This is a genomic window from Helicobacter macacae MIT 99-5501 (assembly GCF_000507845.1).
GTDB classification, from domain to species: Bacteria; Campylobacterota; Campylobacteria; order Campylobacterales; family Helicobacteraceae; genus Helicobacter_B; species Helicobacter_B macacae.
Map to the genome: position 1 here is coordinate 405,966 of NZ_KI669455.1, position 26,801 is coordinate 432,766.

Annotated in this window: 25 protein-coding genes, 4 tRNA genes and 3 pseudogenes; 22 read left to right on the forward strand and 10 right to left on the reverse strand. The window is 40.2% G+C overall.

The genetic code is table 11. The annotated features are described in order from the left end of the window. Nucleotides 1-55 precede the first annotated feature (55 nt). The 4 genes from HMPREF2086_RS09220 to HMPREF2086_RS09235 form a co-directional block, all read right to left on the reverse strand. Nucleotides 56-1,303, reverse strand: a complete 1,248-nt coding sequence (locus HMPREF2086_RS09220) for a radical SAM protein (protein WP_023928554.1) — start codon at nucleotides 1,301-1,303, stop codon at nucleotides 56-58. Beyond that, on the reverse strand, nucleotides 1,304-2,497 hold the full coding sequence (locus HMPREF2086_RS09225; protein WP_023928556.1) for a radical SAM protein: 1,194 nt from the start codon (nucleotides 2,495-2,497) through the stop codon (nucleotides 1,304-1,306). Between the two features lie 20 nt (nucleotides 2,498-2,517). Beyond that, on the reverse strand, nucleotides 2,518-2,805 hold the full coding sequence (locus HMPREF2086_RS11785; RefSeq protein ID WP_148374523.1) for a hypothetical protein: 288 nt from the start codon (nucleotides 2,803-2,805) through the stop codon (nucleotides 2,518-2,520). A 182-nt stretch (nucleotides 2,806-2,987) separates the two neighbouring features. Next, a complete protein-coding gene (locus HMPREF2086_RS09235; protein WP_023928559.1) occupies nucleotides 2,988-3,986 on the reverse strand; it encodes a phosphotransferase in 999 nt (332 codons plus the stop codon). 136 nt (nucleotides 3,987-4,122) lie between these two features. On the opposite strand from HMPREF2086_RS09235, the gene HMPREF2086_RS11790 reads away from it, so the two are divergent. Further along, a complete protein-coding gene (locus HMPREF2086_RS11790) occupies nucleotides 4,123-4,329 on the forward strand; it encodes a hypothetical protein (RefSeq protein WP_148374524.1) in 207 nt (68 codons plus the stop codon). Here the strand turns inward: HMPREF2086_RS11790 and HMPREF2086_RS09240 are convergent. Then, nucleotides 4,265-4,762 carry a nucleotidyltransferase family protein gene (locus HMPREF2086_RS09240; protein ID WP_023928560.1) on the reverse strand — a complete coding sequence of 166 codons (498 nt, stop codon included), beginning with the start codon at nucleotides 4,760-4,762 and terminating at the stop codon, nucleotides 4,265-4,267. The two genes, HMPREF2086_RS11790 and HMPREF2086_RS09240, sit on opposite strands and share 65 nt — an antisense overlap. A 59-nt stretch (nucleotides 4,763-4,821) precedes the next feature. Between HMPREF2086_RS09240 and HMPREF2086_RS12405 the strand changes: the two genes are divergently transcribed. From HMPREF2086_RS12405 to HMPREF2086_RS09305, 15 genes and pseudogenes are all read left to right on the forward strand, one after another. Next, entirely contained in the window at nucleotides 4,822-4,953 is a 132-nt protein-coding gene (locus tag HMPREF2086_RS12405) for a hypothetical protein (protein WP_269549995.1), read from the forward strand. A gap of 121 nt (nucleotides 4,954-5,074) precedes the next feature. Further along, nucleotides 5,075-5,938 (forward strand): hypothetical protein, encoded by an 864-nt coding sequence (locus tag HMPREF2086_RS09245; protein WP_023928561.1) that lies wholly within the window; start codon nucleotides 5,075-5,077, stop codon nucleotides 5,936-5,938. Between the two features lie 417 nt (nucleotides 5,939-6,355). Further along, on the forward strand, nucleotides 6,356-7,723 hold the full coding sequence (rho, locus tag HMPREF2086_RS09250) for a transcription termination factor Rho (protein ID WP_023928562.1): 1,368 nt from the start codon (nucleotides 6,356-6,358) through the stop codon (nucleotides 7,721-7,723). Nucleotides 7,724-7,726: 3 nt separating this feature from the next. Continuing rightward, entirely contained in the window at nucleotides 7,727-7,864 is a 138-nt protein-coding gene (locus HMPREF2086_RS11795; protein ID WP_156921336.1) for a hypothetical protein, read from the forward strand. Further along, a complete protein-coding gene (gene murI, locus HMPREF2086_RS09255) occupies nucleotides 7,830-8,621 on the forward strand; it encodes a glutamate racemase (RefSeq protein WP_023928563.1) in 792 nt (263 codons plus the stop codon). The genes HMPREF2086_RS11795 and murI overlap by 35 nt, the downstream gene beginning before the upstream one ends. A 161-nt stretch (nucleotides 8,622-8,782) precedes the next feature. Continuing rightward, nucleotides 8,783-9,211, forward strand: a pseudogene (nikR, locus tag HMPREF2086_RS09260) (nickel-responsive transcriptional regulator NikR); the annotation flags it as partial. Beyond that, the gene (locus HMPREF2086_RS09265) at nucleotides 9,198-10,016 is read left to right on the forward strand and encodes a nicotinate-nicotinamide nucleotide adenylyltransferase (protein ID WP_023928565.1); all 819 of its coding nucleotides are present in this window, start codon (nucleotides 9,198-9,200) and stop codon (nucleotides 10,014-10,016) included. The pseudogene nikR and the gene HMPREF2086_RS09265, both read left to right, overlap by 14 nt. A 60-nt stretch (nucleotides 10,017-10,076) precedes the next feature. After that, nucleotides 10,077-10,460 carry a ribosome silencing factor gene (gene rsfS, locus HMPREF2086_RS09270; RefSeq protein ID WP_023928566.1) on the forward strand — a complete coding sequence of 128 codons (384 nt, stop codon included), beginning with the start codon at nucleotides 10,077-10,079 and terminating at the stop codon, nucleotides 10,458-10,460. Between the two features lie 18 nt (nucleotides 10,461-10,478). Beyond that, nucleotides 10,479-11,294: a histidinol-phosphatase gene (locus HMPREF2086_RS09275; protein ID WP_023928567.1), complete on the forward strand. Its 816-nt coding sequence runs from the start codon at nucleotides 10,479-10,481 to the stop codon at nucleotides 11,292-11,294. Between the two features lie 366 nt (nucleotides 11,295-11,660). Then, nucleotides 11,661-13,973 (forward strand): AAA family ATPase, encoded by a 2,313-nt coding sequence (locus HMPREF2086_RS09280; protein WP_023928569.1) that lies wholly within the window; start codon nucleotides 11,661-11,663, stop codon nucleotides 13,971-13,973. Nucleotides 13,974-14,089: 116 nt separating this feature from the next. Beyond that, nucleotides 14,090-14,935 carry a BspA family leucine-rich repeat surface protein gene (locus HMPREF2086_RS09285; RefSeq protein WP_023928570.1) on the forward strand — a complete coding sequence of 282 codons (846 nt, stop codon included), beginning with the start codon at nucleotides 14,090-14,092 and terminating at the stop codon, nucleotides 14,933-14,935. Nucleotides 14,936-15,105: 170 nt separating this feature from the next. After that, nucleotides 15,106-16,038, forward strand: a complete 933-nt coding sequence (locus HMPREF2086_RS11245) for a metallophosphoesterase family protein (protein WP_023928572.1) — start codon at nucleotides 15,106-15,108, stop codon at nucleotides 16,036-16,038. 134 nt (nucleotides 16,039-16,172) lie between these two features. Beyond that, nucleotides 16,173-17,042 carry a PDDEXK-like family protein gene (locus HMPREF2086_RS09295; protein WP_023928574.1) on the forward strand — a complete coding sequence of 290 codons (870 nt, stop codon included), beginning with the start codon at nucleotides 16,173-16,175 and terminating at the stop codon, nucleotides 17,040-17,042. 19 nt (nucleotides 17,043-17,061) lie between these two features. Next, the gene (locus tag HMPREF2086_RS09300) at nucleotides 17,062-17,535 is read left to right on the forward strand and encodes a hypothetical protein (protein ID WP_023928575.1); all 474 of its coding nucleotides are present in this window, start codon (nucleotides 17,062-17,064) and stop codon (nucleotides 17,533-17,535) included. A 104-nt stretch (nucleotides 17,536-17,639) separates the two neighbouring features. Then, nucleotides 17,640-18,575: a helix-turn-helix transcriptional regulator gene (locus HMPREF2086_RS09305; protein ID WP_023928577.1), complete on the forward strand. Its 936-nt coding sequence runs from the start codon at nucleotides 17,640-17,642 to the stop codon at nucleotides 18,573-18,575. Nucleotides 18,576-18,648: 73 nt separating this feature from the next. Here the strand turns inward: HMPREF2086_RS09305 and HMPREF2086_RS09310 are convergent, their stop codons facing one another. From HMPREF2086_RS09310 to HMPREF2086_RS11800, 3 genes and pseudogenes are all read right to left on the reverse strand, one after another. Beyond that, nucleotides 18,649-19,065 (reverse strand): hypothetical protein, encoded by a 417-nt coding sequence (locus HMPREF2086_RS09310; RefSeq protein WP_023928578.1) that lies wholly within the window; start codon nucleotides 19,063-19,065, stop codon nucleotides 18,649-18,651. A 36-nt stretch (nucleotides 19,066-19,101) separates the two neighbouring features. Continuing rightward, nucleotides 19,102-20,562, reverse strand: a complete 1,461-nt coding sequence (gene murC, locus HMPREF2086_RS09315; RefSeq protein WP_051397697.1) for a UDP-N-acetylmuramate--L-alanine ligase — start codon at nucleotides 20,560-20,562, stop codon at nucleotides 19,102-19,104. A gap of 51 nt (nucleotides 20,563-20,613) precedes the next feature. After that, nucleotides 20,614-21,723: pseudogene (locus tag HMPREF2086_RS11800) on the reverse strand (succinyldiaminopimelate transaminase); the annotation flags it as partial. 238 nt (nucleotides 21,724-21,961) lie between these two features. Between HMPREF2086_RS11800 and HMPREF2086_RS09325 the strand changes: the two are divergent. The 4 genes from HMPREF2086_RS09325 (at nucleotide 21,962) to HMPREF2086_RS09340 (ending at nucleotide 22,586) form a co-directional block, all read left to right on the forward strand. After that, a tRNA-Gly gene (locus tag HMPREF2086_RS09325) sits at nucleotides 21,962-22,036 on the forward strand. 70 nt (nucleotides 22,037-22,106) lie between these two features. After that, nucleotides 22,107-22,193: transfer RNA gene (locus HMPREF2086_RS09330), tRNA-Leu, on the forward strand. A 154-nt stretch (nucleotides 22,194-22,347) separates the two neighbouring features. After that, nucleotides 22,348-22,422: transfer RNA gene (locus HMPREF2086_RS09335), tRNA-Cys, on the forward strand. A gap of 76 nt (nucleotides 22,423-22,498) precedes the next feature. Continuing rightward, nucleotides 22,499-22,586, forward strand: a tRNA-Ser gene (locus HMPREF2086_RS09340). 200 nt (nucleotides 22,587-22,786) lie between these two features. Here HMPREF2086_RS09340 and pyrH read toward each other — a convergent pair. Next, a complete protein-coding gene (gene pyrH / locus HMPREF2086_RS09350) occupies nucleotides 22,787-23,554 on the reverse strand; it encodes a UMP kinase (protein WP_023928582.1) in 768 nt (255 codons plus the stop codon). A 336-nt stretch (nucleotides 23,555-23,890) separates the two neighbouring features. Between pyrH and HMPREF2086_RS09355 the strand changes: the two are divergent. Then, nucleotides 23,891-25,498 (forward strand): annotated as a pseudogene (locus HMPREF2086_RS09355) (methyl-accepting chemotaxis protein); the annotation flags it as partial. A gap of 358 nt (nucleotides 25,499-25,856) precedes the next feature. Here HMPREF2086_RS09355 and HMPREF2086_RS11960 read toward each other — a convergent pair. After that, the gene (locus HMPREF2086_RS11960) at nucleotides 25,857-26,000 is read right to left on the reverse strand and encodes a hypothetical protein (RefSeq protein WP_187367111.1); all 144 of its coding nucleotides are present in this window, start codon (nucleotides 25,998-26,000) and stop codon (nucleotides 25,857-25,859) included. Nucleotides 26,001-26,076: 76 nt separating this feature from the next. On the opposite strand from HMPREF2086_RS11960, the gene HMPREF2086_RS09360 reads away from it, so the two are divergent. Next, on the forward strand, nucleotides 26,077-26,796 hold the full coding sequence (locus HMPREF2086_RS09360; RefSeq protein ID WP_187367112.1) for an outer membrane beta-barrel protein: 720 nt from the start codon (nucleotides 26,077-26,079) through the stop codon (nucleotides 26,794-26,796). The last annotated feature ends 5 nt before the right edge of the window (nucleotides 26,797-26,801 follow it).

Here is a 26,801-nt window from a genome sequence, read left to right on the forward strand (position 1 = left end):
TGCTTTGATTCGGCGTTGCCGAATCTCGCAATGACGGCACATAGCTATTCCTCTCCTATTTGCAACGCTGGGGTGCAAGTCTCGCGCTGATTGCAAATATCACAATACCTACACGCACTAAAATTTGTGTAGGTATAAAAAGCGAGTAAATCCTCCTTGCTAATCTCTCTATCAAGTCGCAAAGATTCAAGCGGTGGCAAAGCTGAATCGCCCATCTTGATTCGTGAATCTTGATTCGCGATTCGCGAATGATTTGAGGATTTGAGAGATTTTTTTGTAAGGCGATTCCCCCCCCCCCCCCCGTTAATGATTCAGCATTCACAAACGCCACATTTTCCACGCTTTGAGTTTTGCTTTGCGACTTTTGGTTAATCGTGCCATTTGCCGCAAAATGACTAGCGCGTGGGCAAATGGAAAGCTCACTGCCATACACCGACACGCAGGGCGTATTGCACGCCAAAAAGTAGGCGGAATTCTCCGCGTCCGTGCGCTTAAACTCCTTGTAAGTAGGCGGTTGCGATTTGCCCCACACATTATCATCGATAAAAATATAATTCATATTATTCGCCTTTAGATAATCCACCAAATCATAGCTTTTTAGCCGTTTGACAAGGCGCGGATTCGCCGTGTAGTTGCTTACCCAAATCCATAGCTTTGGATTGCCTTTGTGTCGCTCAAACACCGCGCGCAAGGCATCGCTAAAGTAAATCGTGCCATTTGTAGTTATATAAACGCTCTCAATCTTTGGATTTTGCAGGGCAAAATCAAGCATTTGGGGCAGTTCTTTATGCAGTAGTGGCTCTCCACCAAGCAACAAAAGCGCGTTTAGTTTGTCTGCGTTTGCAAGGAGATTGCTAAGGTAGGTTTGAAAATCGCTAAAGCTAATTGTGCGTTGCTTATCGTGCGGTAGGTAGGGGATATAGTTCTTGCAATTTTTGCATTTAAGGTTGCAAGTGGTGGTAATGGCAAACTCCACTTGTGGCAAGCAGATTTTGCCTTTTTGCTTAAAATCACGCATTACGCGCATTCGCAAAAAATCATAGCGATGACTTGGTATAAAATCAAGTGCGCTAAAAATCGCATTGCGAAATGACTTGCGATAGCGCGAAATAGGGATAAAAACGCTAAAAAATTTAGCAATCTTTTTAAGCGCGACTTTGGGTAGCTCTAAGATCATAATTGATTTATCGCTACTTTTGCCCATAGCGCGTTTTAGATTATGCACGCCGTAGAGTTTGTTTCGCACATAGTAGTCTATGACACGCTTTTGGTAGATTTGGTATTGGGCTTTGGTGAGTTTCATTTATGCTCCTTTGTGTTGAAATTTTGGTTGTTTTGTCATTGCGAGGCGCACAAAGTGCAACGAAGCAATCCACAAAAACAATATGGATTGCCACGATTTTGCTATGCAAAATCTCGCAATGACGAATCTATCGCATATTGCTACGAAAATCCTTGCGGATTTCCCGCAATGACGGCTTTTATCATTTAACTTGAATCCCAGCATCAATTTGCTTATATCCCTCACTAAGATTGTGGCAATAATCACAAACTCCAAAAGATTCTTTGGTATAAAATTTGATAAATTCACGCGACAAGTTTTTGTGGGGTTGATTCCCCCCCCCCCCCCATTTGTAGCGGTTATATTAAGGTTGATACCATCATTTAGATTGATATTTGGATTTAACGCTTTTTCAATCCAATATGCCCTCGTGCAAACCAAATATCGCCCCTCAAAATACGAAACGCAATCCCTTTGCCAACAATTCCAAAAAGTGTTCTTAATGCCCTCTTTGTCTCTATTTCTAGCAAAAATATCGCCCCTTTGAATCCACCTAAAATCACTTGCATTGCGCACGGTATCGTGTGGAATGTCATTTTGCGCCAAAAGATTAAGCAACTCATCGTATTTTGTTTTATTGTGTAGCGTGTAGTTTGAGACAAAAATTTGGATTCTATCTTTGTTGCGAATAAGTGATTCTAGCACTTGGGGCGAGGGCAAAATCGTGCCATTTGTAGTGATTTGGACAAGCAAAATCTGCTTTTTGCTACACGCATAATCCACTATACCCGCAAAGTCTTTGTTAAGCAATGGCTCTCCACCGATGATTTTAAACTGATAAATATGGCTAACATTGTTAAGCAAAGCATCAAGCCGAATCTTAAAGCTATCCAAACTCTCATCAAAGTGCTGTTCTTTGGTATATAGTGGCATAAGACTACCGCAATCTTGGCACTTCAAAGTGCAACGCGTGGTAATGTTAAAGTCCATAGTCGGCACGGAAACTTTGCGCGTGAAAAATAGCTTGATTTTTTCAAGTCGCACTATTCTTTTGTGCTTGAATCTACGCAAAAGCCACCGCAAATACCACCATTTTTGTAAATATTTTTCTTTCAAAACCGCGTGATTTTGCAAAATAATAGCGCAAAGATTTAGATTGCGCTCCTTAAAAATCCGCCACTCTTGCCTTGTAAGTCCTAAGTAAAATCTTAGCATTTATGCTCCTTTGTTGAAATTTATTGTCTTGCCACGCTCATTGTCATTGTGGGAATCGCGTAGCGATTCGTGGCAATCCACATTTTTTTTTGGATTGCTTCGATTCGGCGTTGCCGAATCTCGCAATGACGAGCAAAAGTGGATTGTCGCGTTTGTGCTACGCACTCACTTGCAATGACGAAAATGCGAATTACCCACACCCTAACCCCCTCCGCAATGGAGGGGGAATTTTGGATTGCCACGATTTTGCTACGCAAAATCTCGCAATGACGAAATAGCAATTCACATTTGATTCGTAGCCGATTCACAAGATGAATCGCAATTCGCGTAATTTGCGAGAGCGACAGCTCGAAGCAACAATCGAAGTAATGGCGGTGTGGCTTTTGTATTTGTAAAAATTTTTGGGATAAAACTAGACTTGGAGTCTGTTGTTCCCAAAAATTTTTACAAGTGCGAAATCGCATACCCCAGAACAAATTGCCTTTGCTAATCATAAAAATCCCTCCAAAAGCATTGTGCCGTAATAGAATGCCGCGCAAATGCTATCATAATCCTCCCACGCGTAAGCCGTTAGAGATAGCCAAATCAGTGCGTGAAGTAGCTTGATTTTCTCTTTGCTAACACTTGGTAGTAAGTCGAAAAATTCCTCGCTCATATCGCTCCACCCGCTAGATTTTATGGCGAGTTCTACCTCACGCTCACCGATTAAAAGCGTAAATTTCTTGCGATTAAATTGGTCATAACCCCCGCACAGCGAGTAGTAAAGTTTGGCAAAGTCATAGTCGCTATCGCCAAAAAAGCGCGTTTCCCCGAAGTATCCGCGCGGGTCGATAAGCACCACCTGCATATTAAAGCTATCAAAGAGTATGTTTGAAAATGTCGGGTCGCCGTGTATCAGGGCAAATTCGCGTGGAAAGTGCGAAGTCGCTAGGCGCGTGATTTTGTCCTTGTCAAAAAGCGCGTTTTTGTAATATCTGCCGTTGATTTTGATAAACTCATCACGGGCAAAGGGGATTAGGCTCTCCACAAGTGCAAGTCTATCAAAGGTTTTGGCGATATAGGTTTCGTGTGAATCCGCGTCATTTGCGTGGATTTTGGGCACGAGATTGTGTAAGGATTTTAGCGAATCGATGATTTTTGCCAAAATCTCTTTTTTCTGGCTTTTGAGTAGGCACTCGTATTCATAGATATTTTTGCCTTTGATTTTTTTCATCGTAAGCGGGGAGAGCGAGTAGATTTGCGGAATTTGCGTAAATCCTAGACTTTGGACGAATTCATACCACGCGCACTCTTTTTGGGCTATCGCTCTGCCTTGCGAATCTAGCGCGGTTTTTATGGCGAGATTGTCCCTAAACTCGATTTTATTAAAAGGGCGGGTTAGATTTTGCGGGTTTGTCTCGGTATAGACTAAAAGCGTGCCGATTTCCTTGCTATGTGCCAAATCTAGTGGCGTAAAGGCTATGTCTTGGGTTTGAAGCCACTCAACCAATGCGCCACTTTGTGGGATATTTGCTAGACATTTTTTGTTGCCAAAGATAAAAAGCCCCGCTACGCCGTTTGTATAACTTGGGATATTTATGAATCTGCCATTTTCATAGCTCCAGCGACACTCAAAATCGCCTGAAATGCCGATGAAATTTTCTACCCACCCCCTAGCCCCCTCCGCAAGGGAGGGGGAAAGTGCGGAGTTGCCACAAGCGGTGGAAAGAGAATCAAAAGAAAGTCCCTCCCCGCAGCCGAGGGATTTAGGGTGGGGTTTGTATGAATCTAACTTGCTATCATTATGCGATTCGCGCGAGATTTCGCGCGTAAATTGGGGGGGGGGGGGGTAATATTTGTAGAAGTAGAATTTATGCTATTTTGTGCGTAATTTTTGGCAAAATTTGGCAACTTAAATGCTTTTGATAAAATCAAATCACACCAAATAATCATAAAAGGCTCACTCTCACTAAAATCACTTATCGCCTCGCCGATTCCAGCAATCGTGCCTTCATCTTTTGCACGCAAAATCCTATAATCCACGCCTTTGGCAAAGATAGTGAGATATTTTTGCAAAACCTCGATTTTATAATCCGCAATTATAGTGAATCTCGCGCCCTCAAATTTCCTAAAAAGATGAAAAATGATAGGCAGATTATCATAAGGCACAAGGCATTTGGGCTTATTGCGCGTAAGTCCCTCTAGGCGTGTGCCTTTGCCACCTGCTTGGATAATGATATGCTTTATGTTTGTGTGATTTTGCATAGATTTTGTGGTTTTACGCATTTGCCTTTCCCATAAATATAAAATAAAATGCACCATAGCGTGCGTATCAAATGTGTGTTTTGCCACCCTTAGTGCTAAAATGCAAATCGGTAGCCAAGATTTGCAACTACCAAGACTTGCCACTTCCAAAGCCAAGCCAAACGCCACATTCTAGCAAAGATTTTTATACAAATATCCAATATTTTGCTTAAAGCCACAGAGTGTGGTATAATGCCACTTGATTTTGCATAGCACCTTATACCGCTACTTCGTAGCGACCCAAATCATACCACGCCAAACACCCCCCAATCCAAAATCTAGCAAGGAGCAAAAATGCAAAAACTTGCCCATCTTGTGCTAGCTCTATTGCTAGCCTCCACAGCATTGTTTCTAGGCTGTGATGACAAAAGCAAAAAATCCACCCCAAAAGCCCCACCAAAAGACTATGGTATCACAAGCTTTACTTCCCCTCAAGCCCAAAGAATGATTGAAAAATACATTCAGCCCTATTGCGAGCAGGACTGCACGCTACTGTATGAGGGCGAGCTAGAGAGCCGCAACAAAATCTGGGTGTTTAAAAACCACATTGACACTATCAAAATCTTTGAGCACGAGGCAGGCAGAGAAGCGATACTTTATCGTGGCGAGATAGAGAGAATCCTCTCTCACCCTAAGTTTGAGATAGAGGAAAACACCCTAATTATCACCGTCCCGCGCAATACTTCAGCTGGATTTATGCAGACAAAAGCCGTGCTAGAAAATGGCGAAATGCACCTTTTTACCAAAGGGTTTAACTCACCCGATATTTATCACAATGCCGATTGGCAGCCTGATTTTGACCCACAAAAAGCCCAAATAGAAGTGCTAAGCCTAAGTGTCCAAAGATACAAGCGCAAAGGCACAGGACACGCCTGCCCCGCCGAGCTTACCGAGCTACAAACCAAAAGTGATGTAAAAAAGTTTTTTGAGCTAGCAAAGCCTATCGCTTCAAGCGGGCTTGATTTGCCCGCTGGGTATGCAGGTGTGGGCTGCGCAGAGTATAGTGGCAAGCTAGAAGCCTATGGCAAAATGTGGGAATACACCATTGCGTATGGATTTGGGATATGGGCTAGGGATTTTGAGGAGGGTAGGGCATTTGTATGCGAAGATGAAAAATGCCCATTGCAAGCCGTGTCTAACGCCTCCAATGCAAATTAGCCACAAACCTAGAATCTAAAAACGGCTTTTTTTAAATAGCCCTTTATCTAGACTACAATCCCAAAAATAAAATCCAAATAAAATCTAAAACCTGCTTTTGCCACCTATAAATTCTAAATAAACTTTAATAGTCTTTCTTTACACAGTCTTTGCGACTTTGCAAACGACACAAATGGTGCAGAGAGTTTTCAGCGCAATTAAGTTTTAAGATTTTCACACCTTTTTTAAGCTCCATAATTTTTTACAATAATTTCACAACACTTCACAAGATTTTACAAAAGATTCTGCCCAAAATCCAAAATCCTAATTTTGCGCCATTTGGGCATATTTGCATTTGATTGTTAAATTTTTAGGCTATAATCGCATTTCTGCTTTTTACTTATTTTGACTACATTACCACACACAAGGAATCCCAAAATGGCTACCAAATCCCACTCAAACTCCACCTCTACCCACGCACGCGCAAATAATAGCGACTCAAACCACCAAAACAACCAAAATCGCACCCAAAAACATATCCCCGCAGAAGTCTATAAGCTAGAAGAGCTAAGCCAAAAGCCCATTTCACAGCTTGTATCTATCGCGCAAGGACTACAAGTAGAAAATCCACAAGAATTCAAACGCGCGGACTTGATGTTTGAAATCCTAAAAGCTCAAGTTTCACAAGGTGGATACTTGCTTTTCACAGGAGTTTTAGAGATTACTCAAGAGGGATATGGATTTTTGCGCGCGGTTGATGAGGCATTTACTGATAGCAAAAACAACACCTATGTAAGCCAAACACAAATCTATCGCTTTGCTCTGCGAAATGGCGACATTGTTACAGGGCAAGTGCGCTTGCCTAGAGAGCAAGAAAAATACTACGCCTTACTAAAAATAGAAGCGGTGAATTATAAACCGCTAGATGAGATGAAAAACCGCCCACTTTTTGACAATCTAACCCCACTTTTCCCTACGCAACAATTACGACTAGAATACAATCCTAGCAAGGTTACAGGCCGTATGCTTGATTTGTTTAGCCCCATAGGCAAGGGACAAAGAGCTCTCATAGTCGCCCCTCCACGCACGGGCAAAACCGAGCTTATGAAAGAGCTAGCACACGGCATAAGTGCCAATCATCCCGAAGTAGAGCTAATGGTGCTACTTGTCGATGAACGACCAGAGGAAGTAACTGATATGCAGCGAAGTGTCAAAGGTAGCGTGTATAGCTCGACATTTGACCTCCCAAGCGCAAATCATATCCGCGTAGCCGAGCTCGTCCTAGAGAGGGCAAAGCGTGAAGTCGAAAACGGCAAAGATGTCGTGATATTGTTAGATTCTATCACAAGGCTTGCTCGCGCTTATAACACCGTAACCCCAGCAAGTGGCAAAATCCTAAGTGGTGGTGTCGATGCAAACGCACTTCATAAGCCAAAGAGGTTTTTTGGTGCGGCTAGAAATATTGAGCAAGGCGGTAGCCTAACTATCATCGCCACAGCACTCATAGAGACAGGAAGCAAAATGGACGAAGTCATATTTGAGGAGTTCAAAGGCACAGGAAATAGCGAAATCGTGCTAGCCCGTTCCATATCAGAGCGCAGAATCTACCCCGCCTTTGACATACTAAAATCAGGCACGCGCAAAGATGACTTGCTCCTAAGCAAAGAAAATCTCACAAAAATATGGATGCTACGAAATGTGATGAGCCAAATGGACGATGTCGAGGCACTATCATTTATCTATGCCAAAATGCAATCCACCAAGGACAATGAAGAGTTTTTAAACAAAATGAATGAAAAGGAGTAGTTTTTGGGGATAGATTTTGGCAATATTTTGCCTAAAATCTGCTTTCATAAAAACTCCCAAATAAATCTCACAAAAAAGCAAAATCACAAAAGGCACAATGTAGGCAATGACAAAACCAATGACAAAGGTAGGAATTTTTGATAGTGGCATAGGTGGCTTAAGTGTGGCAAAGTCCGTGCTTGAAGCGCGAATGTTTGCTCAAGCAGTGTATTATGGCGACACCGCGCGCGTGCCTTATGGTGTCAAAGACCGTGATACGATTGTGCGATTTGCGCTTGAGTGCTTGGAGTTTTTCGCTCCGCACAATATTGATATGCTACTTGTGGCGTGCAACACCGTGAGTGCTTATGCCCTAGAAACTATGCAAAAAAAAGCTAGCTTCCCCATAGTAGGCGTAATCGAAGCGGGTGTCAAAGCCTGCATAAACGCGCTAGATGACAAAGATTCTCCCACGCTCATCATCGGCACAAAAGCCACCATAGATTCTAAGCAGTATGAGAAGCGACTAAGAGAAGCGGGATACACGCGCTTTGTAAGCAAAGATACAGGGCTATTTGTCCCGCTTGTAGAGGAGGGACTATATCGTGGCAAGGGCGAAGTGGTGCTAGATTCTGCACTTCATTTTTATTTAGATGAGTTTTTGGACTCTCCCGCACTTGGGAGGGCAAAACCTCAAGCCGTGATTTTGGGCTGCACGCATTTCCCGCTTATCTCTAAGCAGATTGGGGAGTTTTTTGGCGGGGAGAGTGTGCTAATTCATTCGGGCGAAGCGATTGTGGAGCTACTAGAATCAAACTTCAATCTACGCAGAAACGCCTTTGAAATCACACATATTGATTTTTATGCTTCAAGTGATATAGATGGACTAAAAAGCAAGGCAAAGATATGGCTACAATAAAGACAAAATCAAAAAACCACACAAGCTACACAAAAAATTCTCTAAAAAACCAAAATCTTGCTGAAAAACTTACAAAAAACCTTACCCAAAATCCCGCTTCAAATCACGCAGAAAACACCCAAAACCCCAAACATTCCCCCAAACAACACTCCCCCAAACAACATTCTAAAGAAGATAGCGTTACAAGGCTTTCTATCTCGCTAGAGCCACATTTATTAGCAGAGCTAGATTCTCGCATAATCACTCAAGGATACTCATCTCGCTCCGAGCTTGTGCGTGATATGATACGTCAAAAGCTAGTCGAAGAGAGCTGGCAAGATGAGTCCCAAGACAATATCGCCGTGCTTGTAGTTGTTTTTGACCATCATCAAAGAGAGCTAAATCAGCGCATTATCGACATTCAGCACAATGCAAATATTGATATTCTCTGCTCCACACACATTCATATCGATGCTCACAACTGCCTAGAATCCATAATGCTAAAGGGCAAGCCAAGCGCGGTGCAAAATTTCGCACTAGAAATGGCAGGGCTAAGGGGCGTGAAATTTAGCAAACTAACCCGCACGAGCAGATTTGATGAAAGCCACTAAAGCCCTTGTAGCTACCAAAAATCAAGCAAGCCCCACCACGCCAGATAGCATAGCCACAGACAAAGTTGCTATATTTGGTGGTAGCTTTGACCCACCACATTTGGCACATTTTGAGATTATTTTGTGGCTTAGTAAGATTTTTGGGCAAGTTATCGTTATCCCCGCGTATCAAAATCCGCTAAAAACCCCCACTACTATCCCACTGCAAACGCGCTTGCAGTGGTGCAAAAAAATGTGTGAAAATATAGATAATGTTATCATAAGCGATATAGAAGCTCGAAATAATCGCGTAATGTTTGCCTGTGAGCTAGCAAGGCATTTTTATGTAGAATATTTTGGCGAGAAACTTTTAAGCAATAAGCAAAAATCACAAAATTTCACTCCCCCGCTGTATTTTGTCATAGGGGAGGATTGCCTAGCAGATTTATACAAATGGAAAAATATAGATGAGCTAAGTAGCTTAGTAGATTTTGTCGTGCTTAAAAGAGGTGGCGAACAAAAATCTAGCCCAAAAAAAATTAGTCAAAGTAAATCTATAAAAGCAAAAAAATCTAACCAAAAAAACTTTAGCAATCCAAACCAAAATAATGTAGATTTTGTAAAACTTCACTATGTAGATTTTTGTCCAAATGCGCTACTAGATTTTAAGCTAAATAGTGGCGATATAAGCTCGACTTTTTTGCGAAAATCTCTAAAGCAAAATCTAAATAACCAAAATAATAATGAAAAAATACTGCAAGCCCTGCCTAAAAATCTGCGTGATGAGGTGTTGGCATTTTTTGCCAAAACTTCGCTACAATTTTAAAAAACTCCACGAAATCCAAAAACCACTTAAAAGCAAAAAGCATAATTGTAAGGAGAGAATTTGACAAAAAAAAATACAAGCACTCAAACAAATATCGCAAAAAGAGCAGATAAAATCCGTGATTTGCTAGATAGCAAAAAGGGCGAAAATATCGCAATCTATGATTTGGAGGACAAAGACTATATCGCACAATGTGTCATCATCACTACCGCGCTTGCTGGCAAGCACTCTTTTGCATTGCTAGATTTTCTAAGAAGTGAGCTAAAGCCACTAGGCGAGGTGTTTTATAGCACTGATGAGGAGAGTGAGGATTGGATTATCGCGGATTTGGGCGAAATAATGGTGCATATTTTTACCGAAAACACGCGCAAACGATTCAACCTAGAGGAATTTTTAGAAAACTATTTTCAAGCAAGACGCTATGACTTACACAAATCCAACTAAGCAAAAAAAAGAGACAAAATGCGCATAGATTTACACAACCACACCACAAGGTGCAACCACGCAAGCGGTAGCACACTAGAATTTGCTAGCAAGGCTTGTGAGCTTGGGATTGATATTTATGGATTTGCTTGCCACGCACCGATGAAGTTTGATGAAGAATATCGAATGAGGCTTGATGAGATAGATGAATATATAAATGAGATTGCTTCTTTGCGCGAAAATATGCAGGCTCAAAAAAGCGTGCAAAATCCAAAAATGCAGATTTTGGTAGGGCTAGAGGTGGATTTTATACTTGATAGGGAGGACTTGCTAGAATCACGAGTATTGAGTGCGCCACTAGATTACCTCATAGGCTCGGTGCATTTTTTAGATGATTGGGGGTTTGACAATCCCGCATTTTTGGCAGAGTATGCTAAGAAAGATTTAGAATCTTGCTGGGTAAAATATTTTCAAAGTGTTGCAAAAATGGCACAATCTAGGCTGTTTCAAATCGTGGGGCATATCGACTTGCTAAAAGTATTTGGCTATGCTATGCCACACTCTAGCGCGTGTGCTTATGAGCTAGAGTGCGCGCTAAAGTCCATAAAAGAAGCAAATATGTCCATCGAGCTAAATGCAGCGGGCTTGCGTAAGCAAATCGGCGAAATCTATCCTAGCAAAGAGATTTTGCAAAAAGCCTACGCGCTAGGGATTCCTATAACTTTCGGTAGCGATGCGCACGCACTTAATCAAGTGGGATTTGGCTATGATAAATGTGTAGAATTAGCACGCGAAGTAGGCTATGATAAGTGTGTGTATTACAAACAAAAGCAAGCAATAGAAGTTGATTTTTGAGATTTTGCTAGCTTTTTTATTTAGATTTTATTGTGGCAAATTCGTTTGTCTTTTAGATTTTTGTGCAAAATCGCTACAAAAATTCTACTTTTAGTATTTTTGGATTTTGATTAAAAATCGTAAAAATAATCTCGCGCAAAAAGCCCATCGTATAACTTCAATATAATCCTCCCTTTTCCAAAACCAAAAATTTTCACAAAAATTCACAAGATTTGCAAAACCCCACAAAATACCCTCTAATTTTACCCCCTAAATTTCTCTTTCAAAATTTCCAAAAACTATCATAAATGGACACTACCTGTCCACTAAAATACGCATAATTACATTGTCAAAAGGCTTTAGGACAAAATCCATAAGGAGTGCAAAATGACAGAACAACAACTTTGGTCAATGCGACAAAGAGAAAAAAATCAAAAACAAATCTACGCTAGAAAAGAAGCGATAGCGAGGGAAGCAAAGAGGGAAGCAAAAGAGATTGATTTGAAAAAAAATCCACCCAAAGTATACATATCTAAAAAAGAGCACTGGAAAAACCACAATGCAAAAGTCGCTACCCTCACTCTAGCTAGCAATTTTGGACGCTCTTTTGTCGATAGATATGACTTTGAAAACCTCTTTGAAAACAACATAAAAGAGATAAAGCTCATAAGCACTTCAGAAGCAGTTAGACTTCTTAAGCCCTATTATACGCAGTTTTGCTACCCTGCTTTTGTAAAAGATAATTTTGAGCTTTTGCAAAGTATAGGGCTTTCGCGTGCGGAGTGCGACACTCTTGCATATATTTCTGTCTTATATGGTAGGGCTAAAGCCTTTGATGAGGATAAGATAAATCTATCTATGCACGCGCAACTTATATCGCGTATCTTTGGATATAGGAGTGCTGTGATAAAAGATATATTGCAAATAGATAGCAAGCTATCAAAAACAGGTTTTGTAAATATATCCTCTAATCTTGGGAGTGGTTTTTCTAGTGATATGTTGGATTTGGTATTTGGTGTGCCACTATCGGTAAATACGCTTATCAAAAAGATTGGCTACAAGCAATCTCCTAGCGCACTTAAGCTAGATGATTTTTCTTATATGCGCCAAAAAGTAGATATGCTACTTCACTATGCCAAATGCAGTAAAAACGGCTCTATACTTCTATATGGCAAAGCAGGTGTAGGCAAAAGTGAGCTAGTAAGTGTCATAGCAAAAGAGCTGGGCAAAGAAATGATATGTGTCAAAAATATCATCATCAATGATGAGGAGCGCAAAGGAGCAAAAGCAGAAAAACGAATGAGTGCATTTGCGCTAATGCAGCATACCCTAAGCAGTGATAAGCATATCGTGCTATATGATGAATGCGAGGATACGATATGCTATAATGCACTAGAGCGCAAAGCAGGTATAAATACAATGCTAGAAAACACAAAGTTAGTAAACTTTTTTGTGTCAAATTCCAATCAAATGGACCCCGCGTTTTTGCGTAGATTTGACATCGTGTGTGAGATAAAGCCCCCACCCAAACACAAAAAAATCTCACTCATACAATCGCTGCTAGATAAGCGCAAAATCACACTTGATACCCCTCTACTAGAAGCAGTAGCGACAAATCAATACCTAACTCAAGGCAATCTCATAAAAAGCGCGAATGTGGCTAGTAAGTTTGCCAAAAAAGATGTGCAAAAAATATTTATCAAGTGCATAAACGAAACTCTGCGTGCCAAAAATGTAGCCCCCATAAAGCCCAAAAAGCCTAAAGAATCCAAAGAAGCAAAAGAGTCTGGCAAAATGCCTTATAGTATGGAGCTGATAGAATGTAGCACGGACATAGTGTGCTTAAGCCAAAATATCAAAGCCCTTTGTGAGAAGCCCAAATGCAAAAGCCCACTAGCCCTAGCCAAAAAAGCTGCAAAAAAGGAGGGCAGAGAATTTGATAGGGATTTTTTGCTCGACTTTAGTGGCAAGGCACAAGTAGTGCCAAAATCTAGCAAAAACTGCGGAATAAGACTGCTTGCTTATGGTAGTGCTGGCAGTGGTAAAAGCGAGTTTGCAAAAAGACTAGCAAAAGAGTGCGATAAAAAGCTACTAAGCTACAAGATGAGTGATTTGCTATCTATGTTTGTGGGGGGAAGTGAAAAAAACATAGCACGAGCATTTAAAAAAGCTAAGCAAAAAGAGGCGATATTACATATCGATGAAATCGATAGCATAGGCTACAATAGAGAGGGAGCAACCCACACTTGGGAGCGCACTCTAGTCAATGAGCTACTTACGCAAATGGAGAATTATGATGGTGTATTTATCGCTACTAGCAATCATTTGGATTGCCTTGATAGAGCGATTTTGAGGAGGTTTGATAGCAAGATAGAGTTTCGCCCACTAAGCCCGCACAATCTAAAAAAGGCTTTTAGAATGTATGCGGAGTATTTGGGGTTAGAGTGTGATTTTGGGGATTCTAGCGTGGATTCTAGTGCGGTGGATTCTAGCGTGAAAAGTAGTGCGAAATCTAGTGATTTTGCAAGTGTAGAATCTCATCTTGCTAAGCTAGATAATATCTGCTTTGGGGATTTCGCACTTATCGCTAGGGAGGCGAGATTTGCCCCGCTAAAATCCGCACAAGATTTGCTCTCAAAACTACAAGCAGAATCAAAAATCAAAGAGAGCGGCAGAGGTAGCACAAAAGTAGGGTTTTAAATAATTTTACTTTCTAGGCTTTGTTTGCATAGAGTAGGTGGAGGGGGATAGGATACGATTCTAAAAAATAAACAAAACTTACTCAAATAACTTATCTCAAACAAAGGAGTTTGCTAATGGCTAAATACACACCACAAACAAGAAATGAGCTAGAAAAAATACTGCTAGATTTTTCACTAAATCTAGCCGACATTGACACTTCAGCTATCACAGATATGGCTTATCTTTTTAGGGATTCAAATCGCACAGATTTTAGCGGGATTGAGAGCTGGGATACAAGTAGTGTAGTTAGTATGGAATGTATGTTTCAAAATGCAAAATATTTCAATCACAACATAAACAAGTGGAATGTCTCAAATGTAAAAAATATGGCTAGTATGTTTGAGGGTGCAGAGAGTTTCAATAAGCCACTAGACAAATGGGACACAAGTAGCGTTACAAATATGCGTGATTTGTTTTGTAATGCGCAAAACTTCAACCAAAACATAAACACTTGGAATGTATCCAAAGTAGAGAGTATGACTTGTATGTTTCACGGAGCAAAAAGATTTAACCAACCGCTAGATAAATGGGATACTTCAAGTGTGATAAGCATAAAAGGTATGTTTGGCAATGCCACTGCGTTTAATCAGCCACTAAATCAATGGGACACTTCCAAAGTCCCTGAAATGATAGCGGTTTTTTCTGGGGCAAAGAGCTTTAATCAGCCGCTAGATAAGTGGAGCGTAAGCAATGTAGAAACTATGGATAGAATGTTTGCAAACGCAGAGTCATTCAACCAAGCATTAGATTCTTGGGATACTTCAAAAGTTTTGATTATGGATAATATCTTTTATAACGCAAAATCTTTTAACCAAAATTTGGATTTGTGGAATGTAGGCAATGTGCGACTTATGGACAACGCATTTGATGGCTCGGCAATGGAGCTATCTCCACCTAAGTGGCTTAAAAGAAACCGCTGAAAATAGGCTTAGCTAATTTATCACAAGCACTATAAATACTTAGCTAAAAAGCCAAATAAGCACCGATATAGAGATTCTCTATCTATTTTTCTAACTAGTGCAGATTTTAAGCACGGTTTTACTAGCGCGGACTTTTAAAATGCGCAAATATCTCACAACAAAGGCTTCTTATGCAAACAGCCCCTAGCAAACCTACGATTGGCAACCCCACGATTTATATGTTTGGCGATACGCACGGGATTATGGATATTGAGAAAATTTTTTCAATCAACAAATCCTACACAAAAGATGATTTTGTCATCATCTGTGGGGATTTTGGCGTGCTGTGGAGCGATGAAGTGGATTCAAATGAGGCGATTTTGATTAAAGAGTTTAAAAAACTTCCTTGCACGATTTTGTTTATCGATGGCAATCACGAGAATTTCAACCGCCTAGAAAACCTCCGCACTATCAAGCGATTTGGCGGCAATGTGGGCGAGTATATCAAGGACAAAGCCTATCATCTAAAGCGTGGCGAGATTTATCAAATCGCGGGGCGCAATGTCTTTACTATGGGTGGGGCAATGAGCGTGGATAAGGACTTTAGAGAGCCAAATATCTCGTGGTGGGAAGCAGAAAATATCACGCCCACACAGATAAAATATGCCCTGCAAAATCTCACAAACTTCAAAGACAAAATCGACATAGTCATCACGCACACCTGCCCAAATAGCTTCTTGCCACATATTTCTAAGCACTTGCTTTTAGAATTTAAATTGCTAGTCCCTGATGATAATAGCGTGTGGCTTGAGCTTTTGGCACAAAGGCTCGCACTCAAGCAAAGCGGGAAAATCGAGTGGTTTTTTGGGCATTGGCACGGGGATTTTGACTTTTGCGTGGAGATACAAAACGCAGATTATGAGAATTTAGATTCTAGAAATGCGGATAAAACTAAGGGCACGGATAATGTGGATAGGACTAAAAGTGTTAAGAATGCTGATAGTGATAAAAGTGCTGATAGTGCGCTAGATTTTGATAAAAATTTGGGATTGCAAATAAACGCACATTGTTTGTATGATGAAGTCTATTGCGTGCGAGATGAAGTAAAATCAATGTTTGGTTAGATACAATCTTGCTATGATTTAATCACATTGATTTTGCAAAATTTCTTAAAAATCTTGGCAAACTTTTATAAAAAAAATGTTTTTTTTTTTTTTTGGGTAAGATGCTATGAAATTTTAGTTTTTAGGGGACAAAGATGAGTGAAAATACCATAACGCAAAGTGATTTTGATAGCTTTGTAAGTAGATTTAGCGATTATCTAGCAAAGGCAAATGAAAGTAAAAAGCGCGGAAACAATGATTACAATCCCTTGCTTGTGATTCGTAGCGCAAAAGACGAAGCAAAATTGCATACAAGAATTTTGCATTCATTTTTGGATACAAATGGGGCACATTACCAAGATGATTTATTTTTGCGATTTTTCTTAGAATCGTTGCAATTAAAAGGGTGTGAGTATAAAAATTTGCTTGAGTGGTTTGACGATACGGCAAATGCGCGTGTAGAAAAGGAATATTACATAACAAATGAATGCGATAAGGGGTTCATTGATTTGTATATATACAACGATACAAAACATATTATTTTGGAGAACAAGGTAGATTCGGGTGATGGCGATAAACAAATAGCAAAATATATTGATAATTTGCGTGAAAACGGCTATGAAAATATCGCTGTGGTTTATCTCACAAAAATGGGAGATAAGCTAAGCGACAAAAGCCATGATAAATGGAAAATCAATGGTAATTTTTTAGAATGCGAAAATGACAAAGTGCTTTACATACCAATTTCTTATGCAGATGAGATTCTAGAAAAGTGGATAGGAAAATGTCAGAGCAAAAGTGGTGTAGGAAATATCGCAAATCTAAACTACGCGCTAGAATGTTACAAGGACATAGTTAAAATCATTATAGATGAAAAGGAGAATGCAATGGGTATAGCGGATTTTTTCAAAGATTCAGAGGATTTTGAAAGTGATTTTAAATTGGCGTTTGAGATTATAAAAAATACCGACAAAATCAAAGAGGCATATTTGCAAAAAACTACAAACAGAATTAGACAAACTTAGTATTACAGATTGGAAAATATTGGTAGAAAAAAAAGAGTGTGAAAAATTTTGCAGTTCGCCAAATACGAATTGGTGGAAAAATATCGTGGTTTATAATAAGCGATATGAGGAGTCAGGACAAACTTTTAGATTTATGTTTGAAAATGAAAAAGATAAATCATTTGGAGTAAGGCTAAGTATAAAGAAAGATGAAGGTTGTATAAATTTTGTAGATAAAAACGAAGTTTTTGTAAACAAAATAGCTAAAAATATTAGAGAAATGATTTTAAAAAATTCTAACTTGGCAAATATAAAATTTTGTGATGATGATTGGTGGCTTGAAGGTTGGTTTAATTTATATGATTGCAAAAACAATCCGCTAAAATATTTTAAAGAAAACTATGAAAAAGTTATCAAAGTCAATGAGTGGCTAAAAGAGCAAGAATTTAATAATCCAAATTCGCAGATTGCCAAACTTGCAAAAGAGGTAAAAGACTACCAAATAGATTCATAAACAAACAAAAACTCAAATCATAAGGAAAATAATCACACAAAAACTATAAAATTAGATTTTCACACAGAGTAGCTAACGGGGCGACTAACAAAACAAGGCGGCTAATGAAAAACATAAAAATGCCTTTTGCAAATGACAAAATCAAACGCCAAACATATATCTATGAGCGACTGCTAAATGCTAGCAAGGCAAAGCAAAGGATAGGCATTACCCAGCTTGCCAAAGAGTGTGGCGTATCTACCAAGACGATTTCGCGTGATTTGCACGATAGCCTTAGCCAAATGGGTGCGATAAAAGTAGGCAAAGGCTGGCTACTAGACGAAAAACTAGCAAAAGATAGCCTACAATCCCAAGAAAAAATCACACTATCGGTGCTAGATAATCTAGCAAAATCCGTAGGAGAAATATTCTATCACAAAGCGCACAATCTACTTGAGAGCATATCTTCGCAGTTTGCAAGCCCGATTTTTACACACTTTAGCACAGAGTCTTTGGGTGAAAAAGAGCTACAAAACTTTGCTTTGTTAGAATCTGCCATAAATGCAAAGGAGCAAATCTCTTTTGTGTTTCACTCTAGTGAGTTTAGGCTAGAGCCTTTGAAGCTAGCATTTTTTGATGGATTTTGGTATTTGCTAGGGTTTGACATCATAAATCCTACTCAAAAAATATTCAAAAAATTTTATCTAAAAGACATAAGCCAAATCACGCGCTTAAATACGCATTTTGAAATCACGCAAAATATCGAGCAAAAGCTAGAAAATGCAAATAATGTATGGTTTAACCTTGATGAGCCATATCCTGTGCATCTCTTTATCGACAAGCAAATTGCTAAGTATTTTTTGCGAAAGCCACTAAAAGGGCAAAAGACACTTGGCAAATATCCTGACGGCTCGCTAGAAATCTGCCTAAATATCACAAATGAAATGGAAATCCTCCCGCTTATCTGCTACTACATACCCCATATCAAAGTCCTAAGCCCAGATTTTATAAAAGATAGCGTGAGAGAGAAAATCTCACAATATTTAGATGAAATTTCATAGAATTTTGGATTTTGTTTTTATAGATTTTGTTTCAGCAAGATTTTAAGCACAATGCTAAAAGTTTTAAACTTGGCTAATCCCTCTCTATATCTTCGATTTTGTAGCCATCGGGGGATTCCTCCTCATTATTATGCTCTGATGGGACAATGATAGTGCATTTTTCTAGCGAAATAATGATATTGCTTGTAGGAGAGCCACTTTTTCCGATAAGCATATAAGTCTGTCCTATGAGGTTAAAATCACTTTTATTTACCAAAAATCCCTCGCAATTTAGCGTCTTATCCTCTTTGAACGCCCTCTCAAGCTCCATAAAGTTGCTATCTGGCGAGATTTGTCGGTAGTTATAAAACCCTGACAACCCTAGTGCCAAAATCCAAATAAGTCCCAAAAAAAACTTTTTGATAAGTGAAATGCTAGCATTGTGCAAAATCGCCATACCAAGCGCAGCTAAAAGCGTGTAAAGCAGAGCGATTGAGATGATTTCTATCATTTGATTCCCTTGTGCATTTGATTGCTTTGTGATAATTTACTTCACACCACGAAGCTGATAGGTAATATCCCCCGCGCCAAACCCTACCACTAAGCCATTTGTGATTTTGTCTATGATATGTGTGCCATTATAGATTTCGATTCCCTCATTTGTGCGGGCTATGCGTGTGGCTAGCGCAGGTCTAGCGTGCGAAAAAAGCGAGCCAAAGTCTACTTCACGCGCTTCCTCCCCCGCTGCCCACACAGGCAAAATCACAAGTTTATATTTGCTATCAAAGCAACTCTGAAACGCTTCTAGATTGTCAAAAAGTCGCGAGTATTTGTGTGGCTGCCAAATGATACAAATCTCTTTGATTTTTCGCAAATCTGCATAAATCTCTAGCGAACTAAGCGTGGCTAAAATTTCAGTAGGGTGATGAGCATAATCATCAATGATTGTCAAAGGCTCTTTGCATAGTATGTCAAATCGCTTTTTTATCCCACAAAAATGGCTTAGATTTTTTCTTATTTCTTGCAGGATTTTTTTCTTGCTTGCAGAATCTAGTTTGGTAGAGTATTGCTCATTTGATTTGTTGTGATTTTGCGCGCTATCTTGCTCTAGTAAATCTTTTGCCCTAGATTCTAGCGCGGTAAGGATTGCAAGCGAAGCATTTAGGGCGATATGCGCTCCAAATCCCCACACTTCAAATCCCCCCAAATCTTTTAGCTTAAAGCGCGTATGTGGTTCGTCATTTTTTAGCGTATAAGAAATCTCGCTAATGTCTTTTGAAGGATAAAGCTCAATATGAGGCAAGTAGTCTTTGGCACTAGAATCATTTGAAAAGCAAGCCAAAAACTCATCTTCTTTATTTAGCACGCGAAACTTTGCCTTGCCCAAAAACTCCCTATACGCACCCCTTAGCTCCTCTATATTGTGGTTGTAAGTCTCTAAATGCTCTGGTTCGGCATTTGGCAGCACAGCAAAGTAGGGATTAGAGTTTAGGAAACTTTTGTCTGACTCATCAGCTTCAAAGATGATACTTTGGCTTGATACCTCACGGACATTTGAGTGAAATTCTTTACTCTCTGCACCGATAATCGCGCCATACTCATTAAAAATCGCACTTAGCATAGCACTTGTGGTTGATTTGCCGTGCGCACCACACACGCTATATACGCGCTTAGAATCTAGGATTAGGCTTAGGGCTTGCTTGCGAGATAGCACGGGGATATGTCGTTTTTGGGCTTGGAGGATTTCGGGGTTGTCTTGCTTGATGATTGCGGAGTGAATGACTATGTCTTGGTCTTTTATGGCTTTTTTGTCGTGCGGGATAGTGATATTTGAGCCAAGTGAGCGCAGATAGTGCGTGGTGGGAGAGTGTGCTATATCGCTTCCACTTATGATACTGCCTTGCGCTTTTAGGTATTTGGCAAGCCCTGAAATCCCTATGCCACCGATACCGATAAAGTGAATTTTGGCTTGAGAGAGTGGAGGGAGGGAAGCTAGATTTGCACTTATGGCACTTTTTAGGTTGTGCTTGCGTGATTGGATATAAGTCTCATAAAACGCTAGCAAAGATTCCAGCATTTCACGCATAATTCTAGGCTCATAGACTAATGCCACGCGCACAAATCCACTGCCCGCACCCTCTCGCCCCAAAAAACTTCCCGGTAGCACCACAAGCCCGCTTTGTGCATAAAGTTGCTTAGTGAAAGCCAAATCATCACCCACAAATAGCCACATATAAAAGCTAAAAGGTGCGACATTTGCGCTTGGGAAAAGGCTTTGGGCTAGGCTTAGATTTTGCGCGTAAGTTTGACGGATAGATTCTGCGATTTTTATAGACTCTCCTCCCCACGCCACCGCAGCAGCCCTCTGCAAAGGCAATGGAATAGCTAGCCCCGCATAAGTGCGATAAAGCGCGTAAGGCTCTAAAATAGACTTATCCCCTGCGATAAAGCCACTTCGCAGTCCCGGCGCAGAGCAACGCTTGGAAATAGAATTTATCGCTAAAATGTTTTTAAACTCGGTGTTGCCTACTTCTAGCGAGGCTTGCAGAATCGAGCTAGGTGGCGTGTGCTGATAGATTTCGCTATAACATTCATCATTTAGTAGCACAAAGTCGTATTCTAGTGCGTTTTGCACCCACCCCTTTAGCTCATCTAGGCTTAGGGCTACGCCTGTGGGGTTGTTGGGGGAGTTTAGAATTACAAGATTTGCTAGTTTCATTTGCTCTTTGCTAAGCGTTGGTTTGAAGCCATTTTCAGGGGTTAGATTCATATATATGCTTTTTGCACCGCTTGCACGCGCCGCACCCTCATAGATTTGATAAAACGGATTTGGGTGGGCTAGCACGGGAGCGTTTATAGAGGAGAATAGCCATTGAGGGAAATTAAAAAGCACTTCGCGCGTGCCAAATGTGGGGAGCATTTCTTTGGCTTTAAGCGCGATGCCAAATCTATGCTTTATAAAGCCTAGAATGCTATCTTTTAGATAATCCTCGCCTTTTGACGCAGGATAGTAGCGTAGCTCGCTAGCAAAATCTATGAGGGCTTGTTCTATCGGTTTGGGGGTGGGGAATTGTGGCTCTCCAATGGTAAGTTTTCTAGCGGGTTTTGCAGGGGTTATGTTTTCTAGGAGTTTGTTTAGCTTCTCAAATGGATATGGTTCAAAGTGCATTTATGCGTCCTTACAAAATCTAAAAAGACAAAATCTAATTGAAAGCGTAAAAAGCCAAAATTTAAGCTACGATTAGAGAAGTTCTAAAACATTTATAGGGTAAAAGCCAAAGCGATATTGTAATCAAAAATCGTAAAAATATGCTTTTAGTCTTGATTTTTTCATAAAGCATTGCTAAAATTACAGCTTTATTTTTTGGATTTTATTTGTAGTTTTTTGATTTTGTGTCGGCAGATATGCGGGAATAGCTCAGTGGTAGAGCACAACCTTGCCAAGGTTGGGGTCGCGGGTTCGAACCCCGTTTCCCGCTCCATTACGCTTCGATAGCTTTCACTTTAAGTTTTTATACACAAGCTTTTGCTTAAGTTCTTTATAGATAAATTGCCCGGGTGGTGGAATGGTAGACACAAGGGACTTAAAATCCCTCGGATATTGCTTCCGTGTCGGTTCAAGTCCGACTCCGGGCACCACCACCCTTAAATCCTAGAATAAAAACAAAAATCTTGCTAATAAAACTACGCAATAACAGAGCTAAAATACTAAAAGAGATTTTGTATTTTTTAAGTTTTTTTTTGCAGATTTTTAGGAGTTTTTGCACAAGATTTTAGATAAGGATTAGCAGGTGGCGACATAGCCAAGTGGTAAGGCAGAAGCCTGCAAAGCTTCCATTCCTCGGTTCGACTCCGAGTGTCGCCTCCAAATTTTATTAGCGATTTTATTAAGTTTTGCTTCACTAGATTTTTGATTGTCTTTCTTTACTTTGTCTTTCTTTTTGCGGGAGATGGCTGAGTGGTTGAAAGCGGCGGTCTTGAAAACCGTTGAGGGTAACACCTCCGGGGGTTCGAATCCCTCTCTCCCGGCCACTCCTTAAAAACTTCAAAACACTTTTTTAAGATTTTGTATAAAACCCTCAAAAATCCACGAAAATCCAAAAATGTTAAAAAAACTAAAAAACGCAAAAAAAAAATGCAAAAAATCCCAAAGCTAAAAACCCCACAAAATCACTTCCCCCTACACTTCGCGCAAAAAGACTTTATCTCTACCTCCACTATCTCAATCTAGGCTATTTCACCACCGAGCAGATTCCTGCATTATCTCGCACGATAGCAGCTAGATTTCCTTTTCTAAACATATTGCACACTACGATTGGCAGTTTGTTGTCTTTGGCAAGGGCGATTGCTGTGTCGTCCATTACCTTGATGTTTTCAGCCAATGCTTCATCATAGCTCATTTTATCTAGCTTTTTTGCGTCCTTGTATTTTTTTGGGTCTTTGTCATAGACGCCATCGACTTTTGTGGCTTTTATCACATAGTCCGCACCGATTTCTACGGCTCTAAGAGTAGCTGTCGTATCGGTGGTAAAAAATGGATTCCCTGTCCCTGCGGCAAATATCACAACCCTCCCCTTTTCTAGATGTCTAATCGCCCTGCGATAGATATAAGTCTCGCATACTTCTTGGATTTCTATCGCGCTTTGCACGCGCACATCTAGCCCACTATGCTCTAGTGCTTCTTGCATAGCCACAGCATTTATCACAGTAGCTAGCATACCCATATAGTCGCCACTTGTGCGCCGTATGATTCCGCCTTGCGCAGCGGTAACCCCACGGATAATATTCCCCCCGCCGATAACGATTCCAATCTCAATATTTGCTTCTTGCAGTTCTTTTATCTCGCCTGCTATATAGCCCAATATAGCAGGCTCAATCCCAAATCCACTCTCTCCTGCCAATGCCTCGCCTGAAAACTTCACTAATACACGCTTATTTCTAGGTGCTTCATTGTCCTGCTTTTTTATACTTTCTTGCTCTTTTTGCTTATCTTGTCGCATTGTATTTCCTTTGTTATTTTGTGTCGCATAATTTGGCGTAATTGTAGCAAACCTCAAACAATCAATCACAAGAAAACAACAAAATACAAAAAAAAAAAACACAAAAATTGAGATATAATAAACCACAGCATACAAAACATTTCAAGGAGTATTTGGATGCACTTTCTAAACCATTTCACGCTAAAAAGCAAAATCATAGCCCTAACTCTTTTGCCACTAATCGCCTGCATCGTGCTTATGCTTATGCAGCTAAAATCCACCCAAGATTCCCTAAGCGCAAACAAATCCCTATCCACTCAAATCGCCATATCAGCCAAAGTATCAGACCTTATCCACGAGCTACAAAAAGAGCGCGGGCTAAGTGCTGGATTTCTCTCAAGCAGGGGGGTTAAATTTTCTAGCGAGCTAAAATCCCAAAGAAATAGCACGGATTCTGTCCTAAAGGAGCTTAAAAAAATAGCTTCAAAAGATTTGCTAAAAGGCTTTGATTTGCAAAGCGGATTTGACGCGCTTGATTTGCTTGATAGCACGAGGCTTAATGCCGATAACTCACTTAGAGGTGATTCTCCACTCATCGCACAAACTATCGGTTACTACACCAAGACGATTTCCACGCTTTTGGAAGCCATAGCAAAATCTACAAGCCTTGTCAAAGATTCTCACATATTGCGACTAATGTTTAGCTACACAAATTTCTTGTATGCCAAAGAAAGTGCAGGGCTAGAGCGTGCCACAGGCAACGCAATGCTAAGCTCAAATTCCCCCGCAAGCGATGCGCAATATGATACTTTTGTAAGCCTACTAACAAAGCAAGAAGTCTATGAAAAGGCGTTTTTGGATTTTGGTGATAGCAAAGATAGGGCTATCTATGACAAAGCTAGAGAACAACCTAGCTTCAAGCAGGTAGAATCCATAAGAGAATCTATCAAGTCCCACCACAAAAGTGGCGACTATGGAGTGGAAGCAAAAGTATGGTGGGATACTATCACCACAAAGATAGACATACTAAAAGATGTAGAGGACAAAATCACGCTAAATATCAAAAACATACTAAGCCAAGAAATATCCTCACAGCAGGTTGGATTTTGGGCGGTGCTTTTGCTTGATGGCTTGGCTTTCGCTATCAGTATATTGCTATGCGTGTTTGTAACCAAAAACATACTAGATAATCTTAGCGCAGTAAATACCAAGCTAGATTTTATCACAAGCCACAAAGCCCTAAATGAAACCATAGAAGTAAAAAGCCAAGATGGCGTGGGGCAAATGGCAAAATCTGTGAATGCGTTTTTGGGCTTTATCCATAAAGTCTTTGTAGGACTTCAAGTAGCGATAAATAGCAACAAAAGTGCTGTCCAAACTTTGGAGGGCGTATCTAGGAGGCTTGATTCTAGCTCGGCAAAGATACAATCCATAAGCGAGGAAAACACCGAGCTAGGACAAAAAAGCAACCAAACGCTTGATGAGAATATCGCCATACTAAAAGCCACCAAAAATGAGCTAGAAAACGCCATAAAAAACGCAAAATCTACCAAAGATATAACCACCAAAATCAACACCCAAGTGCAAGAATCAATGGAAAAAGAGCGGGACAATGCCACAAAAATCGAGCATCTAGCAAAAGAAGCCCAAAACATACAAGCCGTTCTTTCTATGATAACAGACATAGCCGAGCAGACAAACCTGCTAGCACTAAATGCAGCTATCGAAGCGGCGCGTGCGGGCGAGCACGGCAGGGGATTTGCCGTTGTCGCTGATGAGGTGCGCAAGCTAGCAGAGCGCACTCAAAGAAGCGTAAATGAAACAAGTGTCATCATAAAAAGTATCCTACAATCAGTCGATGAGATAAACACCCAAATGGAAGAAAGCCTAGAATCTATGCAAGAGCTAGTAAATGGCTCGCAAGATATGCAGGGCAATATCAACACCCTAGAGGAAGCGATAAATGACACCCTAGAAAAATCCCTAGAATCCTCCTCTATGGCAAACCTAGTAAATGACAATGTATCTGCGCTAATAGCCAATGGAGATAAGATAAATTCATACATAAAAGAGCTAGCAGATATAAATATCCAAATGCAAAAAGCCTCAAAAGAAATTATCAGCAAGACAAATGAGCTAAATAGCGCGACTTGTGAATTTAAAATCTAGCTTTTGTGGATTTGTGGATTTTATTAGTTTTGTGCGAAGTTTTGGAAAGTATTTTTGATTTTTGCGAGCGTTTTTTTTTTTTTTTGTTAAAATTGCGAAGTCCATTTGCAAACTTAAATTTGCAAAGTTGATTTAGCGGACAAAAATCTAGTATTTAAGGAGCATTTAATGGCATTACTTCTAAATCAGCACGAAAATCCGTGCAAGGCTTTGAGCTACTCTCTCTCTCTCTCTCTCGTTTAGCACGCGCAAGGCATAAGCAAAACATACACAAAAACATATCTTGGCGTAGTTGCACTCCTCACTTTACGCATTCTCTCTTTTCGCTACATTCTTTTTTTCGCTTTTGTATAGCTTTAACTTTGGCTTTTATTTTGGTTTTTTCATTGTCTGGTGGTATAGCTCGTGCTGATAGCACAAAAAATAGCGACCCATACAAAGTAGGCATCAAAAAGCCAAAAACAGGTGGCTTTGTCGGCGGGGAATTTGGTATAGGAAGCGCGTATTCTTATGCGAGTGTGCGTAGATATTGGTATTCTGGCTCAAGCACACATTCGACTTTCCCTATCAATGTGTTTGGTGGGTATCAGTGGTATTTCTATGATAGACCGTGGTTTCATTTCGGTGTAAGAGTTCGCGGACATATCGGTTACACAAATTTAAACACAAGTTTTTCAGATTGGGGGTGGTATGATTATCAAAATGCTAAATTCTCAATTAGCTCACACGCTATACAATATGGTGTAGAAGCACAATTTTTGTGGGACTTCTTAAATATGGGTGAGCATACACTTGGCTGGCATTTTGCTCCCATAGGCTTGGGTGGAAGCACTTTTTTTGGTAGTCTTAAAGCTTCTATTCCCAACACTACTAATTCTAACTTAAGCGTAGAAGATGATTTGACAACAAAAACAAAGTTTTCTTACCTTTTTAGCACAGGATTCCACTACTATTACAATGCCAAACATATGGTGTTTGCTACATACAGGTATCAATATTACAGCTCTGATTATGAGCCAACTGCGAGCAATAAAGCTAGCTATCATATCACAGCTTACAATTCTTTTATGCTCGGCTATGCGTATAAATTCTAGCAGGT